Source organism: Pseudomonas sp. KU43P (assembly GCF_033095865.1).
GTDB lineage: Bacteria > Pseudomonadota > Gammaproteobacteria > Pseudomonadales > Pseudomonadaceae > Aquipseudomonas.
This window is the reverse complement of the sequence record NZ_AP019365.1, coordinates 4,993,805-5,010,871: the sequence shown is the minus strand read 5'-3', so window position 1 is coordinate 5,010,871 and position 17,067 is coordinate 4,993,805. Positions and strand designations below refer to the sequence as shown.

General features: G+C 64.2%; 17 protein-coding genes. 10 read left to right on the top strand and 7 right to left on the bottom strand.

From position 1 onward, the window contains the following. Positions 1 to 46: 46 nt before the first annotated feature. Positions 47 to 919: a LysR family transcriptional regulator gene (locus KU43P_RS22925; protein WP_317659800.1), complete on the bottom strand. Its 873-nt coding sequence runs from the start codon at positions 917 to 919 to the stop codon at positions 47 to 49. Positions 920 to 1,016: 97 nt separating this feature from the next. Here KU43P_RS22925 and KU43P_RS22920 point away from each other — a divergent pair, with 97 nt between their 5' ends. The 4 genes from KU43P_RS22920 to KU43P_RS22905 all read left to right on the top strand — a co-directional run bounded on the left by KU43P_RS22920 (position 1,017) and on the right by KU43P_RS22905 (position 4,207). Further along, the gene (locus tag KU43P_RS22920; RefSeq protein ID WP_317659799.1) at positions 1,017 to 1,403 is read left to right on the top strand and encodes a CidA/LrgA family protein; all 387 of its coding nucleotides are present in this window, start codon (positions 1,017 to 1,019) and stop codon (positions 1,401 to 1,403) included. Further along, positions 1,393 to 2,079, top strand: a complete 687-nt coding sequence (locus KU43P_RS22915; protein WP_317659798.1) for an LrgB family protein — start codon at positions 1,393 to 1,395, stop codon at positions 2,077 to 2,079. Before KU43P_RS22920 ends, KU43P_RS22915 begins: the two co-directional genes overlap by 11 nt. Before the next feature lie 191 nt (positions 2,080 to 2,270). Continuing rightward, complete coding sequence (locus KU43P_RS22910; protein ID WP_317659797.1) at positions 2,271 to 3,176, top strand: alpha/beta fold hydrolase; 906 nt, start codon at positions 2,271 to 2,273, stop codon at positions 3,174 to 3,176. Between the two features lie 116 nt (positions 3,177 to 3,292). Beyond that, complete coding sequence (locus KU43P_RS22905) at positions 3,293 to 4,207, top strand: SDR family oxidoreductase (RefSeq protein ID WP_317659795.1); 915 nt, start codon at positions 3,293 to 3,295, stop codon at positions 4,205 to 4,207. A gap of 233 nt (positions 4,208 to 4,440) precedes the next feature. Here the strand turns inward: KU43P_RS22905 and KU43P_RS22900 are convergent, their stop codons facing one another. Then, the gene (locus tag KU43P_RS22900) at positions 4,441 to 5,223 is read right to left on the bottom strand and encodes an IclR family transcriptional regulator (RefSeq protein WP_317659794.1); all 783 of its coding nucleotides are present in this window, start codon (positions 5,221 to 5,223) and stop codon (positions 4,441 to 4,443) included. A 114-nt stretch (positions 5,224 to 5,337) separates the two neighbouring features. Here KU43P_RS22900 and hmgA point away from each other — a divergent pair, with 114 nt between their 5' ends. Genes hmgA through maiA form a run of 3 tightly spaced genes read left to right on the top strand, consistent with a single transcriptional unit; the run spans position 5,338 to position 8,580 of the window. Beyond that, positions 5,338 to 6,639, top strand: a complete 1,302-nt coding sequence (gene hmgA / locus KU43P_RS22895; protein WP_317659793.1) for a homogentisate 1,2-dioxygenase — start codon at positions 5,338 to 5,340, stop codon at positions 6,637 to 6,639. Between the two features lie 3 nt (positions 6,640 to 6,642). Beyond that, the gene (gene fahA, locus KU43P_RS22890) at positions 6,643 to 7,935 is read left to right on the top strand and encodes a fumarylacetoacetase (RefSeq protein ID WP_317659791.1); all 1,293 of its coding nucleotides are present in this window, start codon (positions 6,643 to 6,645) and stop codon (positions 7,933 to 7,935) included. 12 nt (positions 7,936 to 7,947) lie between these two features. After that, positions 7,948 to 8,580 (top strand): maleylacetoacetate isomerase, encoded by a 633-nt coding sequence (gene maiA / locus KU43P_RS22885; protein ID WP_317659790.1) that lies wholly within the window; start codon positions 7,948 to 7,950, stop codon positions 8,578 to 8,580. On the opposite strand, the gene KU43P_RS22880 is transcribed toward maiA, so the two are convergent. Then, the gene (locus tag KU43P_RS22880) at positions 8,574 to 9,380 is read right to left on the bottom strand and encodes a SirB1 family protein (protein ID WP_317659789.1); all 807 of its coding nucleotides are present in this window, start codon (positions 9,378 to 9,380) and stop codon (positions 8,574 to 8,576) included. The genes maiA and KU43P_RS22880 overlap by 7 nt on opposite strands. A gap of 123 nt (positions 9,381 to 9,503) precedes the next feature. Here KU43P_RS22880 and KU43P_RS22875 point away from each other — a divergent pair, with 123 nt between their 5' ends. Continuing rightward, positions 9,504 to 10,523, top strand: coding sequence for a Glu/Leu/Phe/Val dehydrogenase family protein (locus tag KU43P_RS22875; protein ID WP_317659788.1), 1,020 nt, complete (start codon positions 9,504 to 9,506; stop codon positions 10,521 to 10,523). 42 nt (positions 10,524 to 10,565) lie between these two features. On the opposite strand, the gene KU43P_RS22870 is transcribed toward KU43P_RS22875, so the two are convergent. Next, entirely contained in the window at positions 10,566 to 10,829 is a 264-nt protein-coding gene (locus KU43P_RS22870; RefSeq protein WP_317659787.1) for a YebG family protein, read from the bottom strand. Between the two features lie 226 nt (positions 10,830 to 11,055). Between KU43P_RS22870 and KU43P_RS22865 the strand changes: the two genes are divergently transcribed. Then, positions 11,056 to 11,526 (top strand): phosphate-starvation-inducible protein PsiE, encoded by a 471-nt coding sequence (locus KU43P_RS22865; protein WP_317659786.1) that lies wholly within the window; start codon positions 11,056 to 11,058, stop codon positions 11,524 to 11,526. A gap of 2 nt (positions 11,527 to 11,528) precedes the next feature. Here the strand turns inward: KU43P_RS22865 and KU43P_RS22860 are convergent, their stop codons facing one another. Next, positions 11,529 to 11,819 (bottom strand): DUF3509 domain-containing protein, encoded by a 291-nt coding sequence (locus KU43P_RS22860; RefSeq protein ID WP_317659785.1) that lies wholly within the window; start codon positions 11,817 to 11,819, stop codon positions 11,529 to 11,531. Between the two features lie 171 nt (positions 11,820 to 11,990). Here KU43P_RS22860 and KU43P_RS22855 point away from each other — a divergent pair, with 171 nt between their 5' ends. After that, positions 11,991 to 13,946 carry a TadG family pilus assembly protein gene (locus tag KU43P_RS22855; protein WP_317659784.1) on the top strand — a complete coding sequence of 652 codons (1,956 nt, stop codon included), beginning with the start codon at positions 11,991 to 11,993 and terminating at the stop codon, positions 13,944 to 13,946. On the opposite strand, the gene KU43P_RS22850 is transcribed toward KU43P_RS22855, so the two are convergent. Together KU43P_RS22850 and KU43P_RS22845 are read right to left on the bottom strand one after the other, a co-directional pair. Further along, complete coding sequence (locus KU43P_RS22850; RefSeq protein WP_317659783.1) at positions 13,931 to 16,576, bottom strand: ATP-binding protein; 2,646 nt, start codon at positions 16,574 to 16,576, stop codon at positions 13,931 to 13,933. The two genes, KU43P_RS22855 and KU43P_RS22850, sit on opposite strands and share 16 nt — an antisense overlap. Beyond that, positions 16,573 to 17,016: a TadE/TadG family type IV pilus assembly protein gene (locus tag KU43P_RS22845; protein WP_317659782.1), complete on the bottom strand. Its 444-nt coding sequence runs from the start codon at positions 17,014 to 17,016 to the stop codon at positions 16,573 to 16,575. Before KU43P_RS22845 ends, KU43P_RS22850 begins: the two co-directional genes overlap by 4 nt. Between the last annotated feature and the right edge of the window lie 51 nt (positions 17,017 to 17,067).

Below are 17,067 nucleotides of genomic sequence, written 5' to 3'. Positions count from 1 at the left end.
TCTGTGGAGCCGGCTTGCCGGCTCCACAAGGGCGCGCGCAGAGCGTCTATTGCCTCACCAGCTCAAGCCACGCCTTAGCAGCCCGCGAAAGGTACGCGCCACGCCGCCAGATAAAGGCGATATCCCAGCGCAGGTACTCCGGTGCCCTTAAAGGCAACCTCACCACACCAGGCCGCTCCAGGGCCTTCGCCACCACACGCGGCAGCAGCACCACGCCTTGCCCTGCCGCCACCAGCGCTACCAGAAAATCCGCCTGGCCACTGCGCCCACCTTCCTTGGGTGTGAACCCCTGTTGCTGGCAAGCCTTCAGCAGCCGCTCATTCAGCACAAAGCCGCGCTGATACAGCAGAAAAGGCGTGTCGGCGAGTTGCAGCAGATCGACCTGCTTCTGCCTCGCCAGTGCATGCCCGGTCGGCAACAGCGCATCCAGCGGCTCGTTGCAGAACGGCTGGTGTTCGAATGCAGGGTCGTTCGGTGTCAGGCTGCCGCCCAGTTCCAGCTCGCCACTGTGCACTGCCTGCTCGACCGTGCGGCTACCGCCTTCGAGCAACTGAATCGCAATGTTCGGATGACGCCGGCGGTATTCTGCAAACAGTCCGGCGAACAAGGCATCGCTGCCGAGCATTGGCAAACCCAGGCGCAGTTCGCCGCGTTCCATCTGGCTCAGGTCGTCCAACTCGTTGAGCAGCGCCTGGCGTTGACGCAACAACGCCTCGCCACGCTCCAGGACAATGCGCCCGGCTGCAGTCAGGTGCAGGTGCGAAGCCTGACGTTCGAGCAGTGGCTGGCCGAGCGCCTGCTCAAGCTGGGCCACCTGCTTGCTCACGGCCGATTGGCTGATGTGCAGCGTTTGTGCGGCTTGGGTGAAGCCGCCGCGCTGGACCACTTCGATGAAGCTACGCAGCTGTTTGAATTCCATGCCTTGAATTCCATTATGGAATGGTGATCAGTCTAACAATTCGCTTCTGGCCTAGGCAGCCGAATCTTAAAATGGTGGCCTGTCGAGGAAGCCCACCATGAAACCCGCGTTATTGAAAAAGCCCCTGCGCCTGCTCGCCGAGCTGGCAGTCCTGTTGGCATTGTTCTGGGTCGGCGGTCAGCTCGCTGGCTGGCTGGGCTGGCCGATCCCTGGCGGTGTCATGGGCTTGGCCCTGCTGTTGCTGTTGTTCGCTTGCGGCGTAGTCCAGCCTGCCACCTTGCAGCTGGGTGCAGGCTGGCTCATGGCCGAGATGCTGTTGTTCTTCATTCCGGCGCTGATGAGCCTGCTCGACTACGGCAGCCTGGTACGCGAAGAAGGCTGGCGCATCCTGCTGGTGATTGCTGTGAGCACCCTGATGGTCATGGTGGTGACCGCCGTCACCGTCGAGCTGGTGTGCCGCTGGAGGTTGCGCCATGAGCCTTGAACCCATGCCCTTGTTCTGGCTGGCGCTGACCCTGCTGGCGTACCTGGGCAGCCGCTGGTTGTATAGGCGCACCGGGCGTTACCTGGTGTCGCCACTGATCCTGGTACCTGCCTTGTTGCTGGCGGTTGCAATGCCCTTGCACACCGCCTATGCCGAATACGCCCGCAACACTCACTGGCTGATGAGCGTGCTGGGCCCGGCGACCGTGGCCTTCGCGGTGCCTATCTGGCAGCAGCGAGCGATGCTGGCGCGGGATTGGCCGGCGTTGCTGCTCGGTATGCTGGCAGGCAGCACAGCTTCGATCGCCAGCTCCTGGGGGCTGGCCCACCTGCTGGCGCTGGACACCGCGACCAGCCTGTCTCTGGTGCCACGTTCGATCACCACGCCATTCGCCATGCCGCTGGCCCATGATCTGGGTGGCGTGCCGGAGCTGACCGCCGTGTTCGTGATGTTCACCGGTGTGCTCGGTGCCCTGTTCGGCGGTGTGCTGCTGCGCTGGCTGCCGTTGCGCTCGGCGTTGGCGCGGGGTGCGCTGTTCGGTGTCGGCGCGCATGGCGCTGGGGTCAGCCGCGCCCACGAGGTAGGCCGCGAAGAAGGTTCCGTGGCCGGCCTGGTCATGGTGCTGACCGGCTTGCTCAACCTGTTCGCCGCGCCGCTGCTGGCCATGCTGCTGTGACCGTTCGTGCCACTGACTCGCTAAGTCATCAAGCTGGCTGGCAACGCAAGTTTCACCTGAGGGTCACCTGACTAGACTCTGCCTCGACAGAGAGAGCACATGTATGTGCCGAGGTGACATGCAATGACCGCAGCCTTGCCCAACACACAAAAGCCCAACACCCTCAACTGTTAGCAACCGGGACGAAGACGATGCCATTGGCCGAGATACCATTGTGCGTCTGGCGTACCCGGGGACAGACTTACACGTTCCGGGGCCAGAGCATCCGCTACTGGACCGCAGGGCAAGGAGAGCCCCTGCTACTGCTGCATGGATTCCCAACTGCAAGCTGGGATTGGCACTACCTGTGGGCGCCGTTGACCCAGCATTTTCGACTGATCGCCTGCGACATGTTGGGGTTCGGCGATTCAGCCAAACCCCTTGACCATACCTACAGCCTGATAGAACAAGCCGACCTCCAGCAGGCCTTGCTGGCCCACCTCAAGGTCGACGCACCGGTGCACCTGCTGGCCCACGACTATGGCGGCAGCGTTGCCCAGGAGTTGCTGGCGCGCCACCACGAGCAGCGCGCCGAAATTGCCAGCTGCGTGTTTCTCAACAGCGGCCTGTTCCCTGAAAGCTGCCAGGTGCTGCTGATCCAGAAGTTGCTGCTCAGCCGCCTGGGCTGGCTGGTCGGGCGCTCGTTCAGGCGTGATGACCTGGTACGCAATGTCACGCAGATCTACGGGCCCTGCACCCACCCCAGCGAAAGTGCCCTGGATGATTGCTGGAGCCTGATTGCGGCGCACGGAGGTACGCGCATCCTGCACAAGCTGGTGAGCTTCGTGCCGGAGCGCAGTGCCTATCGCGAACGCTGGGTCGGTGCGTTGCGGAACGAGGGTGTGGCCCTGGGCATGATCAATGGCGTGGTCGACCCGATCTCGGGTGCGCGCATCGTCGAGCGTTATCGGCAACTGGTGCCCAACCCCGACACCGTGCAGTTGCAGGGCATTGGCCATTACCCGCACACCGAAGCGCCGGCGCTGGTACTGCGCCATTACCTGGCGTTTCGCGAAAAATTGCTGAGCTACCTGCCGCAGAAAGTTGCTTGGTCCTGAACCGTCGACCATCGTCCGGCGTTATTGCCTGGCATTCAGCGTGGGTGCGCTTGATTGTCCGCCGCCTGCGCGTTGGCAGAGACTCGACGCATTCAATCTGAGCTGGAGCCAAGAGCATGAGCGAGCCGGTATCTCTGCAAGACCGTGTGGTAATCGTCACGGGGGCCGGTGGCGGCCTGGGCCGCGCCCATGCGCTGCTGTTCGCCGCGCGCGGCGCCCGGGTGGTGGTCAATGATCTGGGTGGGTCGAGCCATGGTGAAGGCGCCAATGCCTCGGCAGCCGACCGCGTGGTGGAAGAGATTCGCGCTGCAGGTGGAACGGCGGTGGCCAACCACGACTCGGTCAGCGACGGCGCGCGCATCGTCGAACAGGCCCTGGACAGCTTCGGCCAAGTCGACGTGCTGGTGAACAATGCCGGCATCCTGCGTGACAAGACGTTCCACAAGATGGATGACGCTGACTGGGAGCAGGTCTACCAGGTGCATGTCGAGGGTGCCTACAAGGTTACCCGCGCCGCCTGGCCGCACCTGCGCGAGCAGAACTGGGGGCGGGTGATCTTCACCGCCTCCACCTCCGGTATCTACGGCAATTTCGGCCAGGCCAACTACGGCATGGCTAAGCTGGGCCTGTATGGCCTGACCCGCACCCTGGCCATCGAAGGACGCAAGCATGGCGTGCTGGTCAATGCCATCGCCCCCACTGGCGGCACGCGCATGACCGAAGGGCTGATCCCGCCGCAGGTATTCGAGCGGCTCAAGCCCGAATTGGTGAGCCCGCTGGTGGTGTACCTGGGCAGCGAGCAGTGCCAGGACAGCGGAGCGCTGTTCGAGGTGGGCGGTGGCTGGATTGGCAAGGTGCGCTGGGAGCGCAGCCTGGGTGTCGGCTTCGACCCGCGCGAAGGCTTCACCCCGGAGCAAGTGGCGCAAAATTGGGCCCGGATCGGCGACTTCGACGACGCGGTGCACCCGCAGGACAATGTGCAGGCGCTGCAACAGATGATGGCCAACCTGCAGAAGTATCCGCTGGGTTGATGGCTGTTTGCACCCTGCATAAAAAAGGCCGCTGCAATCGCAGCGGCCAATCGAGACGTTAGATCAAGGAGCTTCAAAATCTACGTCGGTAGAACCTCGCAAGCCTGAAGGGCGGGGGGGGTAGTGCCCTTCATGCCGGCCAGTGAGTTAAGAATAAGCGCTTGATCCTGTGGGAAAAATAGCCGCTTATGACATTCACCTTTACGTTTCGGGCAACAGTGCCCACGTCTGTTTCAGGCCTTCGGTGAATGGCCCATGCGCCAGCTGGTATCACGGGCAGCCGCCATCAGGCGCTGCGCCGCCGGGCCATGTTCATCGGCGTGGAAGATCGACGTCGGCCCCACCACGGTCATCACCGCGGCGATCTGCCCGAGGGCGTTGAACACCGGTGCCGACAGGGCATCCACGCCGGGCATCAGCAAACCATGCACATGGTGCAGGCCGCGCTCGCGAATGCCGGCCAGCAGGGGGGCGTAGTCGCTGGCAGAGTGCTGCAGCGTGGCCAGTTCACGGTCGCGCAGGTCCACGGTTTCGCGCTCCGGCAGGTAGGCGGCGAACACCAGCCCGGTGGACGAACTGAGCAGCGGCAGTACCGAACCGATCTGGGTCACCACGGTGACTGCGCGCACCGCAGGCTCGATGCTCACCACCGTGGCGCCCTGGTTGCCCCACACGGCGATGAAGCAGCTTTCGTTGAGTTCGTCGCGCAGTTGCGACAGCGGCAGCGCCGCCACTTTCAACACATCGATGCTGCCTAGCGCCGCCAGGCCCACGCGCAAGGCTTCACGCCCCAGCCCATAGTGGTTGGTGGCTGCATCCTGTTCGGCAAAACCACTGGCGATCAGCGCCTGGAGGTAGCGGTGCACCTTGCTCGCCGGCATCTGCACGTGTTCGGCCAGGCGCGACAGCGAGGTGGAAGGGGACAGCTCGGCGAGGGCCTTGAGGATGTCGGTGCCGACTTCCGCCGAGCGGACCTTCTGCTTGCCGGTGTCGGTGGTGGAGCTGGCTTTGGCCATGGGCGTGGAGGTTCCGGATTCTTCGAGTCGCGCCTTTATAGCTTGACGCCATGCAGGGAGCAAATTACGTTATTCGTAATCTGATTACGATAAAAACAAAACCCGGAGGCTTCGATGAATCGCGACACGTCCCCCGACCTTCAGTACCTGAGCGGCTTCGGCAACGAATTCGCCTCTGAAGCCTTGCCCGGCGCATTGCCAGTTGGGCAGAACTCACCGCAGAAGGCCCCCTACGGGCTGTATGCCGAGCTGCTGTCGGGTACGGCGTTCACCATGGCCCGTAGCGAGCTGCGTCGCACCTGGCTCTACCGCATCCGCCCCTCGGCCCTGCACCCGCGCTTCGAACGCCTGGAGCGCCAGCCGCTCGGCGGCCCGCTGGGCGCAGTCACCCCCAACCGCCTGCGCTGGAACCCGCAACCGATCCCCAGCGAGCCGACCGACTTCATCGAAGGCTGGCTGCCGATGGTGGCCAATTCGGCGGCTGAAAAGCCGGCTGGGGTTAGCATCTACATCTACCGCGCCAACCGCTCCATGGACCGGGTGTTCTTCAATGCCGATGGCGAATTGCTGCTGGTACCCGAGCAGGGTCGCCTGCGCATTGCCACCGAACTGGGGCTGATGGATGTCGCGCCGCTGGAAATCGCGGTGATCCCGCGCGGCATGAAGTTCCGCGTCGAGCTGCTCGACGGCCAGGCGCGTGGTTACATCGCGGAAAACCACGGCGCGCCACTGCGCCTGCCGGACCTCGGCCCGATCGGCAGCAACGGCCTGGCCAACCCGCGCGATTTCCTCACCCCGGTAGCGCACTACGAAGAAGCCGAGCGGCCGGTGCAACTGGTGCAGAAATTTCTCGGCGAGCACTGGGCCTGCCAGTTGCAGCATTCGCCGCTGGACGTGGTCGCCTGGCACGGCAGCAATGTGCCCTACAAATACGATCTGCGCCGCTTCAACACCCTGGGTACGGTCAGCTTCGACCATCCCGATCCGTCGATCTTCACCGTGCTGACTTCGCCGACCAGCGTACACGGCCTGGCCAACATGGACTTCGTGATCTTCCCACCGCGCTGGATGGTGGCCGAAAACACCTTCCGTCCACCATGGTTCCACCGCAATCTGATGAACGAGTTCATGGGCCTGATCGACGGCGCCTACGATGCCAAGGCCGAAGGCTTCGTGCCGGGTGGTGCCTCGCTGCACGGCGTGATGAGCGCTCACGGGCCTGATGCCGACACCTGCGAGAAAGCCATCACCACAGACCTTGCGCCGCACAAGATCGACAACACCATGGCTTTCATGTTCGAGACCAGCCAGGTGCTGCGTCCGAGCCGTCAGGCCCTCGAATGCCCGCAATTGCAGGCCGACTACGATAGTTGCTGGGCCACCTTGCCGAGCACCTTCAACCCGAACCGGAGATAACCGATGAACCAGACCGCCAACGCCCGTAGCTGGGTCGAGCACGCCAACGGGCACCGCGACTTCCCGCTGCAGAACCTGCCGCTGGGCATCTTCAGCCGCCCGGGTGAAGCGCTGCGTTGTGGCGTGGCCATCGGCGACGCCATCCTCGATCTGGAGGCCGTGCTGGCCACCGGGTTGTTCGAAGGCCAGGCCAAGGCCGCCGTCGAGGCAACCCGTGGCGGCGCCCTGAATGCCTTCTTCGCCCTTGGCCGCAATGCCCGGGTGGCCCTGCGCGAACGCCTGCTGGTATTGCTGGGCGAGCACAGCGAACACCAGGCAGCGCTAAACGCGGCGCTGTATCCAGCCAGCGAATGCCAGATGCACATGCCGGCCAAAGTAGGCGACTACACCGACTTCTACGTCGGCATCCAGCACGCCACCAACGTCGGCAAGCTGTTCCGCCCCGATAACCCGCTGCTGCCCAACTACAAGTACGTGCCGATCGGCTACCACGGCCGAGCGTCTACCCTGCGTCCTTCGGGCACCGATGTGCGTCGCCCGAAAGGCCAGACGCTGCCGGCCGGCCACACCGAGCCAAGCTTCGGCCCGTGCGCGCGCCTGGACTACGAACTGGAACTGGGTATCTGGATCGGCCAGGGCAACGACATGGGTCAGGCCATTCCGATTGCCGAGGCCGAACAACACCTGGCCGGCCTGTGCCTGCTCAACGACTGGTCGGCACGGGACATCCAGGCCTGGGAATACCAGCCCCTCGGCCCGTTCCTGTCGAAAAGCTTCATCACTTCGATCTCGCCCTGGGTGGTGACTGCCGAAGCGCTGGAGCCGTTCCGCTGCGCCCAGCCGGCGCGCCCGGAAGGTGACCCGCAACCGCTGCCTTACTTGCTGGACCCGCGTGACCAGGCTGCCGGGGCGTTCGACATCGAGCTGGAAGTGCTGCTGCTCACCGAGCGCATGCGCGAGCAGGGCTTGCCGGCCCACCGCCTGGCGTTGAGCAACACCCTGAACATGTACTGGACCGTGGCGCAGTTGATCGCCCACCACAGTGTCAACGGCTGCCAGTTGCAGCCAGGCGACCTGTTCGGTTCGGGCACCTTGTCCGGTGCCACGCCCGACGCCTTCGGCAGCCTGCTGGAGACCACCGTGGGTGGCAAGCAGCCGGTGGAGCTGGCCAGCGGCGAGGTGCGCAAGTTCCTCGAGGACGGCGACGAGATCATCCTGCGCGCACGTTGCCAGCGCGATGGCGTGGCCAGCATCGGCTTCGGTGAATGCCGCGGCAAGATCATCGCGGCCAACTGAGGGGGCAGGGCAATGGAGCTGTACACCTATTACCGTTCCACATCGTCCTATCGCGTGCGCATCGCCCTGGCGCTCAAGGGCCTGGGTTACCAGGCCCTGCCGGTCAACCTGCTCAAAGGTGAACAGCGCGGCAGCGACTACATGGCGATGAACCCACAGGGCCGAGTGCCGGCCTTGCGCACCGATGGGGGTGACCTGCTGGTGCAGTCGCCGGCGATCATCGAGTACCTGGAAGAGGTTTATCCACAGCCCGTACTGTTGCCTGCCGGTGCCGAAGCGCGCGCCAAGGTGCGTGGCGTAGCTGCGATCATTGGCTGCGATGTGCATCCGCTGCACAACGTCAGCGTGCTCAACCAGTTGCGCAAGCTCGGGCATGACGAAGGGCAGGTCAATCAGTGGATCGCCCACTGGATCGACCAGGGCCTGGCGGCGGTGGAACGACTGATCGGCGACCAGGGCTTCTGCTTCGGCGATCAGCCGGGCCTGGCGGATGTCTACCTGATCCCGCAGCTCTACGCGGCCGAGCGTTTCAACATCGATCTCGAAGGCTATCCGCGTATTCGCCGGGTCGCGGCACTGGCCGCTGGGCACCCGGCATTCGCCAAAGCGCATCCGTCCTGCCAGGTGGACACGCCGGCTCAGTGAAGCGAGTGGTTCGACGCCGGAAGCTTGCCGATCCGTTCGGACAGCTTCAGGCGCTGTACCGGGTCGTCGGTCAGCAGCAGGGCGTGCTCAAGGTCGAAGCGCTCGGCCTGTGGGCAATCCAGCTGCTGGTAGAGCGACGCGCGGGTCATGTAGTCGCTGACCTGCACCGGGCCCAGTTGCATCACTCGCTCGGCATCGATCAGCGCGGCCAGGTGGTTGTCGTTGCTCATGTGCAGCTGACGCAAGTTGCGCGACAGGCGTTGGAGCATTTGCGTCGGGCTGGCTGCATGCAGGTGTTCGGCGGTGAGCGGTACATGGGGGCCGAACTGCCGAGCCAACAGTTCGCGGCAATCATTGGGGTACAAGCGCCGGCCACCACAAGGGTCGAGCAGGTGATCGGCCCCCGGTACGCGCAGCAGGAAATGCCCGGGGAAGGCTACCCCTTCCAGCGGGATCGATAGGCGACGGGCCAGTTCCAGGGTGATGATGGCCAGTGCCAAGGGTTGGCCGCGGCGGCGCTGCAGCACCTTGTCCAACAGCGCCGCCTGCGGGCGCAACGGGTGAAATTCGTCTTGCTGGAAACCCAGCGCACTGAGCTGGCGCAGCAATGGTTGTGCAAGCTCGCTCAGGGGCAGCATGGGCAGACGGGCGCTGATCTCACGTTGCAGGTCATGCAAGGTGGCAAATGCCTTTGCCGGCTCGGCCTTTCGGTCGTGCTCGACGGCAATCCACAGGGCAGCTTCCAGCAGGGCGACAGGCTCGCGTTCCAGGCACTCTAGGCAGGCTTTACGTGGGTTCATGGGGCTTCTCCACACACCTTGAGTATTAGCTCTGGCGTCATGATTCGTCCAGTGGTCCGCCCGCAGTGCCGGACGGGGCCGCGTGCCTATACTGGTAGGAGCACCTCGTTGGGGAGCCTGTCGATGTTCGCGCTGATGCAAAGCACCCGTACCCAGTCGCTGCACCTCTTTATCGACCCGCCCACTGGCCTCAAGGCCGTGGTGGCGATTCACAGCGAGCATCTGGGCCCGGCAATGGGCGGGTGCCGCTACTTGCCCTATGCCGATGACGAAAGCGCCATGACCGACGCCATTCGCCTGGCCCAGGGCATGAGCTACAAGGCGGCATTGGCCGGCCTGGCGCTGGGCGGCGGCAAGGCCGTGATCATGCGCAACCCGCATGTAGAAAACCGCGCGGCTCTGTTCGAGGCGTTCGGCCGCTTCATCGATACCCTGCACGGGCGGTTCATCATTGCCGTGGACAGCGGCACTTCGACCCTGGACATGGACTGCATCGCCCAGAGCACACCCCATGTCACCAGCACCACGGCCTCCGGAGACCCCTCGCCGCATGCGGCCATGGGCGTTTTCGCCGGCATCCGCGCGACGTCCCAGGCAAGGTTGGGCAGCGGCAACCTCGAAGGCCTGCGGGTGGCGGTGCAAGGGCTGGGGAATGTCGGGTACGCCCTGGCCGAACAGTTGCACGCGGCGGGTGCGGAACTATTGGTCAGCGACCTCGACCCTGGGCGGGTGCGCCTCGCGGTGGAGCAGTTCAATGCCCACCCGGTAACCAACGACGCCCTGATCAGCACACCCTGCGATATCTTCGCCCCGTGCGGCGTGGGGCCGGTGCTCAATGGCCAGAGCGTGATGCAGCTTCGCTGTGCGGCGGTGGCGGGGGCGGCGAACAACCAGCTGACCACCTTGCAGGTGGCCGATCAGCTGGAATCGCGTGGCATCCTGTATGCGCCGGACTACGTGATCAATGCCGGCGGGCTGATCTACGTGGCGATGAAACACCGCGGCGAGGACATCGGCACCATCACCGCGCACCTGGCGCGCATCCCCTCACGGCTCACCGAAGTGTTCGCACACGCTCAGGCCGAGAAGCGCTCGCCGGCACGGGTGGCGCAGATGCTGGCCGAGCGTTTGCTGTACGGCTGACGACAGTGTGGGTCGCTTCTACAGAGATGGCGCAAGTCTCTGTCACTCTGCTGCGCCACCCTCCAGCAGCTCCGCCAAGGCATCCGGCTGGCTCTTGAACGCCCGGGCGAACACGTCACGGTTCTTGGCCATGTAGATGCCGGCTTCCTCGACCTGCTGCTCGGTCAGCGAAGGCACCGCCTTCTGCAACACCTCGGCCAGGCGCTCGGCCAGTTCGAGCATCTTGTCGTGACGATCTGCTTCGGCCTTATCCATGAACAAGCGCTCCGGGTCGCGGCTGCTGCGGTACACCACTTCGACGGCCATTCATCACCTCTGTGCCTTTTTGCGGTTGGTTGATCGATTACTGTATGCGCATACAGTAATGGCCTGGCGCCTCTGACGCAAGCCTCGCCGCAAAAAAGCCTAGCTCACAGGTGCCTTGCGGCAATCGGTCGCCTTCCAAGGCAAGGGCCTGGCCCTTTAACTGCATGGCACAAGCGTCACAGTGGTGACGCATCATCCTTCAGGTCGTATCGGGGAGTTGGACATCGTGAACATCAAATGGGCTGAAAAGCTGCGCAACGGGCTGCATGGCTCGGCCGATTCGCTGGGTAACCTGTGTGTCGAGGCGTTCCACTACCTGGCGCTGTTCGGCATTGGCGCCATCACGGCCTATGCGGCAGTGGTCACCTTCCTCGACATGCTCGGCAAGGGCGGGGTCAGTGTCGATGACATCCTGCTGCTGTTCATCTACCTGGAGCTGGGGGCGATGGTCGGGATCTACTTCAAGACCAACCACATGCCGATCCGCTTCCTGCTCTATGTGGCGATCACCGCGCTTACGCGCCTGCTGATCGGTGATGTCTCGCACCACAAGGCGCCGGACGTAGGCCTTCTGTATGTGTGCGGCGGCATCCTGCTGCTGGCCTTCGCGATCCTGGTGGTGCGCTACGCTTCGTACCGCTACCCTTCGACCAAAGTGCTGGACGCCAACGGCAAGGAAGTGGAAGACGTCAAATAGGCTCAGTTGGCCCTGAAGTGGCCGGGGGCGTGAAGCGGGTCGCGGGTGAGGGCGGCCAGCACTTGCAAGGGGTTCTGCCCAAGCTCGATGGCCAGGCCCAGGCGAATGCTGTCGATGACCCGCTGCAGGCGCACCGGGTCGTTGCGCTGGGCTTGGGTGATGAGACGTTTGGCGGCCACCCCGGCGTCGTCGGAGAGCGTCAGCATGATGCTGCCGTCCAGGCGCTCGATGCTCAGGTTGATTCGGTACTCGGGGGCGAAGGCGGCGCTGATCTGGTCGAATGGGTTGTGCATGGTGCGGGCCTGCAAAGTTGACTGCAGGAGTTGACCGGGCGAGTGCCGGGTTGGTTCACGCCATTGATCGACCCCGGCTTGGTTCAAGGTCAAGGCAATTAGCCATCATTGCGACTACACTCCTTTGATCCAAGCAGCGAAGGCTGGCCCCAGGCCTGCAAAGGAGTGCACGTGGTTTCCTGTTCCGCTGCCCGTCAACGCGGCGCGATCGGCCTGATGGCCGTGACCACGCTGGCCATGGCCTTGCTCTTCCTGCTGGTGGCGCTCGACAGCGGCCGCCTGTACCTCGAGCAGCGCAAATTGCAACGCATCGCCGACATGGCAGCACTGGAAGCTGCCGGCCAGTATGCCGTTTGCAGCGGCACCGGCCCGCAGGCCATGGCCATCGCCCGCACGGCCGCCACCCGCAATGGTCATGCCCCTGGCAATCCGTTGGTGGCCAGCTGTGGCTACCTGCAGACCGGCGCCAACAGCCTGCGCACGTTCACCAGCGACAATGCCCGCAATGAGGCGATCCGGGTGGATGTGAGCAACACCGTCACCACCAGCTTTGCCGGCGGTATCTATACCTTGGTGCAAGGCGGCGGGCAGCCACTGACCACCACCTTGCATGCCCATGCAGTTGCGTCCGAGCCACTACCGCCGCAGGCCATGCTGAGCATTCGTACCACTTTGGCCACGGTGGACTCACGGCAGTCGGTGCTGCTCAATGCCCTGCTCGGTGCCCTGGGCGGCAGCGTGCAACTCGACCTGGCCGGCTGGAAAGGCATCGCTGCCACCGACCTGAACTTGCTCAAGTACCTCAACCAGCTGGCCATCGACCTGAACCTGAAGGTGGGAGACTACCAGCAACTGCTCAACGCCAACGCCACTGCCACGCAACTGTTGCAAGCGGCAGTCAAGGTACTGCAGCAAAGCGGCGCTGCCGCCGATGTGGTGACCAACCTGGGCAAGCTGGCGCTGGGGGCGGGCAACAGCACATTGCTGCAGTTGGGCGATATCCTCGATGTCCAGAACGGCACGGCGCAAGCCGGTTTGGATACCAGCATCCAGTTGCTGCAACTGGTGCAGGGGGTGATCCAGCTGGCGGCGAGCGAGAGCGCAGCCAATGCCGATTTGCCGCTCAGCGTGCTGGGGCTGGTCAATGGCCGGGTGCGGCTGAAGGTGATCGAGCCGCAGCAGATCTCGGCCGTCGGTGATCCGCGCACGGACGAGCTGAAGGTTCATACGGCGCAGGTGCGGGCGATGATTTCGCTCGACCTGCCGCTGCTCAATGGCGTCCTGGGCCTGGCGAATGCGGTACTGGACCTGGCCGCGCCACTGACCAACGTGCTCGGCAACCTGCTCAGCCTGAACCTCGCCGCCACACTGGAATCGGTGTTCTGCCTGCTGGGCGTGCCATGCACGGTCACCGATATCATCCTCGTCCCCGACAAGCTGCAGCTGGATATCGGCCTGGAAGTCGCCGAAGCCACCGCCCGCCTCAACCCGCAGGCTTCCGACACCTTCAGCTGCTCGCCAAAACGCCTCACCACCCAGGCGCAGAGCGCTGCCGCCAAGATCGCAGTCGGGCGTTTCGAATCCCCCACGGCGTTCTTCACTACCGGCACCACTGCAATCAAGGCGTTGCCGTTGATCGACATCGGCACCAAGCGCTGTATCAAGTTACTGGTCCTTGGCACCTGCGACCCGCGCGTGCCATATGCCGGTGGCGGCCTTGGCCTGCGCGTCGACAGCAAGCTGCTCGGCAGCGGCCCGGTCGAGCGCCCGCTGGTGTTCCAGGCGCCCGCCAGCGAGCCGCCCAACATCGGTCAACCACCCGCCTACCTGAACATGCGCACAGCCAACGACAACGTGGTCGGCAGCCTCAGCGACACCTTGCTGGGTGTACAGCTTCAGGCGTTCAAACCCACGGGCAACAGTGGCCTGGGAGATGTGCTGGTGATCGTTGGTAATGTGCTCAATACGGTCAAAGGCATTCTCGAGCCACTGATCAAGAGCCTGCTCAGCCCGCTGATCGACCCGTTGCTCAATGTGCTTCTGAAAGTACTGGGCATTGACTTGGTCAACGCTGATGTCGGCGCCAACCTCAGTTGCTCCAGTGGCCGCGCTCAATTGGTGTTATAGCGCGGTAACACTACCCGGAAGCAGGCGCCTTCGCTGTTGTTGAGCACGTCCAGCCTGCCGCCCATGGCCTCGACGATACCGTGGCTGACCGACAGCCCTAAACCGGTGCCAACCCCTGCAGGCTTGGTGGTGAAGAAGGGTTCGAAGATGCGCTCGAGCAGGCGTGGATCGATGCCGCCGGCGTTGTCTTCCACCTGCAGGCACACATGCCCCGCCTCAAGGTACTGGCTTACGGTTATCCGGGGGGAGGCTACTTGCCGTTCCAGCAAGGCATCACGGGCGTTGACCATCAGGTTGATCAACACCTGTTCAAGCTGGTCTTGATGGCCGAGCACTTGCGGGCACTGCCCGGGCTGCTCGATCTGCAAGGCCACACCTTTGCCGCGCAGCCCTTGCGCCAGCAGCGCCACCGCGCCGTCCACTGCCATCCAGGGCGCAAACGCCTGGGTTTCGACTTCGGATCGCCGCCCGTAGGTGCGCAGATGTTCGACCAGGCGCGCGACGCGCTCGACCTGTGCGTCGATGCGCTGCAGCTTCCCGTTCAGGTAGTCGATATCGACCGTGCCGCTTTCCAGCCGCTTGAGCGTGTTGACCACGGCCAGCCGCATCACATTCAGCGGCTGGTTGATTTCATGCACCAGCCCGGTTGCCAGCTCGCCCAGGGTCGCCATCTTGGCGCCTTGCAGCAGTTGCTGCTGGCTGTGTCGCACCTGCGTGTTGTCGCGCCCCACCGCTTGCACTTCCACCAGTTGGCCGTGTTCGTCGAACAACCCGCGTTCGGCCCATACCCACCAGGCATGCCGGCGTCCCGGTAGTTGCAGGCACACCTCTGCGCTGCTCAACGGCTGCGTCGGGGTCAGTGCTGCCAGCCGCTGCATGAACGCCTGGCGCTGTCTGTCGGACATCCATTGGCCCAGGTTCATTTCGCCAAGCTGCCCGGGCGCGCATTCCAGTTGATCGGCCAGTGGCCGGTTGCCGAACAGCAACTGCAGGTCGGGGCGGTAGCGGCAGATCATGGCGGGTGAGTCTTCCACCAGTACCCGGTAGCGCTCCTCGCTCTGGCGCACACGCTCTGCGGCCTCGGTGGCCTCGCTGACATCCAGCCACAGGCCGACCACTTCGACCGGCTGGCCCAGGTCGTCACGCAACAGGCGGGCTTCGTCCAATATCCAGTGGTAGCCACCTCGATGATCGCGAAGGCGGTAACGACTGCGTACCTGGCCGTCGCGCAGCAGCGCGCGGGTGCGGTCCAGCCAGGTCTGGCGGTCTTCGGGGTGCACCGCCTGGCCAGGCTGGCGGCACAGTTCGCTGTCCTTGGTCCACCCCAGCAAGGGCATCAGGCTGTCGCTGAAGAATTCGCTGTGCAGCGCACCCGCTGCATAGCGCTGGATGTAGATCACCGCAGGGGAACTGGCGATGAGATTATCCAGGCGTGCGCGGGCGGCATTGGCCTGAAGCTCCTGGGCCTTGAGGGCGCTGATGTCGAGCATGAAACCTTGCACCTGGCGGCCGTGCAGTTGCCCCACCCAGTGCAGCCAGCGCGGGCTGGCCAGGGTGTCGGCTTCGATCAGGCGCAGGCTGAGGCTCAAGGCAACGCCAGCGCGTGCCTGCTCCAGGGCCATGTGCGCAGCTTCCCGGTCGGCCGGGTGCAGGCGCAGCAGCCATCGCTCGAGGCTGACCTCGCAGGGCAGCTCGAGGCGGGTGGCCAAGGCCGAATCCAGGTGCAACGGCCCCTGCAATGGCCACGCCCACCAGCCGGCGCCCAGTTGCCGCTGCAGCTCATCCAGATGGCGAGAGCGTTGCTCTAGCTGCGCCTGGCGAAGGCGCACCAGCAGGGGGTCGACCAGGGCGTGCAGCAACCCCACGGCAGCCTCTGGTGCAGGCACTGAAGACGCCCCGGCACACAGTAACCAGGCCTGGACGTCGTGGCCATGGCTGTACGGCATGAGAAACAGCGCCGACCCTGCACACATACCCTGCCATTGGGCGGAATCGGGCGCTACGTGCTGAAAGCGCGCAGGCAACGTTTGCAGCCAGGGTTGCAGGCGTTCGTCATCGGGCCACGGCCACTCACCTTCGCTGCTGGCATACGTACGCCAGCCGCCTGCGTCCGCCAGCAGCAGCCTCGCCGCGCCGGCGTGCCAATGCATGGCCAGGTGCTGCAACTGCTCGGCGCTGGTCTGTGGCAGCCAATGTTCGCTGCAGTCACGCATGGCCTGGCTGATGTCGATGGCCAGTTGCTGCTGGCTCAGCCGCTGGTCCTGCTGGTCGCTTTGGCGCAGCAGGTCGCCGATGTCGAAGAGCTGCAGCATCCAGCCAGATGCCTGCCGTTGCAGCCAGCCGCGGGTATGCAGGGGCTGGCCGTGGACCGTGCGGAAATCCAGGTCCAGCACCTGGCCTTGCCAGTCAGCGGGTACCCCTTCGAGCACCAGCCAGCTGCGTTGATGCAGGTAGCTGCGCATAGACGCGGGTGCCTGGCCGGGCACGGCCAACTCGGTGCGCAAGGGCCCGGACAGGCGCTGCACGTGGCCGTGCTCATCCAGCCATACTTGCAGGCCAACGGCCAGCGGCATTTCGGCTGTGGGTTCAGTGGCCTGGCTGCCCAGCCAACGATTGAACAGGCCACTCACAGTTGCAGACTCGCTTCGGCCTTCAACATTGCCGGCAGGTTAGGCACTTCGCCAATGATGGGTATCACCAGCAACGGCAAGACATTGGTCAGTTTGTCCTTGGGGTAGTTGATGGTCACTTTCAGCAGCTTGCTGGCATCGAGTGTCACCTGCGCATCGCTGGCGGGGTCGAATTTGAGTGGGGCGGGCATCCAGGCCAACTGGTCGCGGATCACCTGATGGGCCAGTACCTGCATATCGGCGGCATAGCTGGCGCTGTTCGGGTCCAGGGCAACGCAGCGGCGCACCGCCTCGCTGCTGGCCTGGTTGAACGACTGCAGCATCAGCATCGGCAGGGTGTAGCTGACCAACCCGTAGAATACTGAGAAAAAGATCATGAAGACGGCGACGAACTCCAGGGCTGCCGCGCCTTTTTGCCGTTTTGCCGGGCCTGCTTGCATGTTCGCGTCTACCCTGACGATGGATCCTGAGTAACAGCATAGAACCGTTCG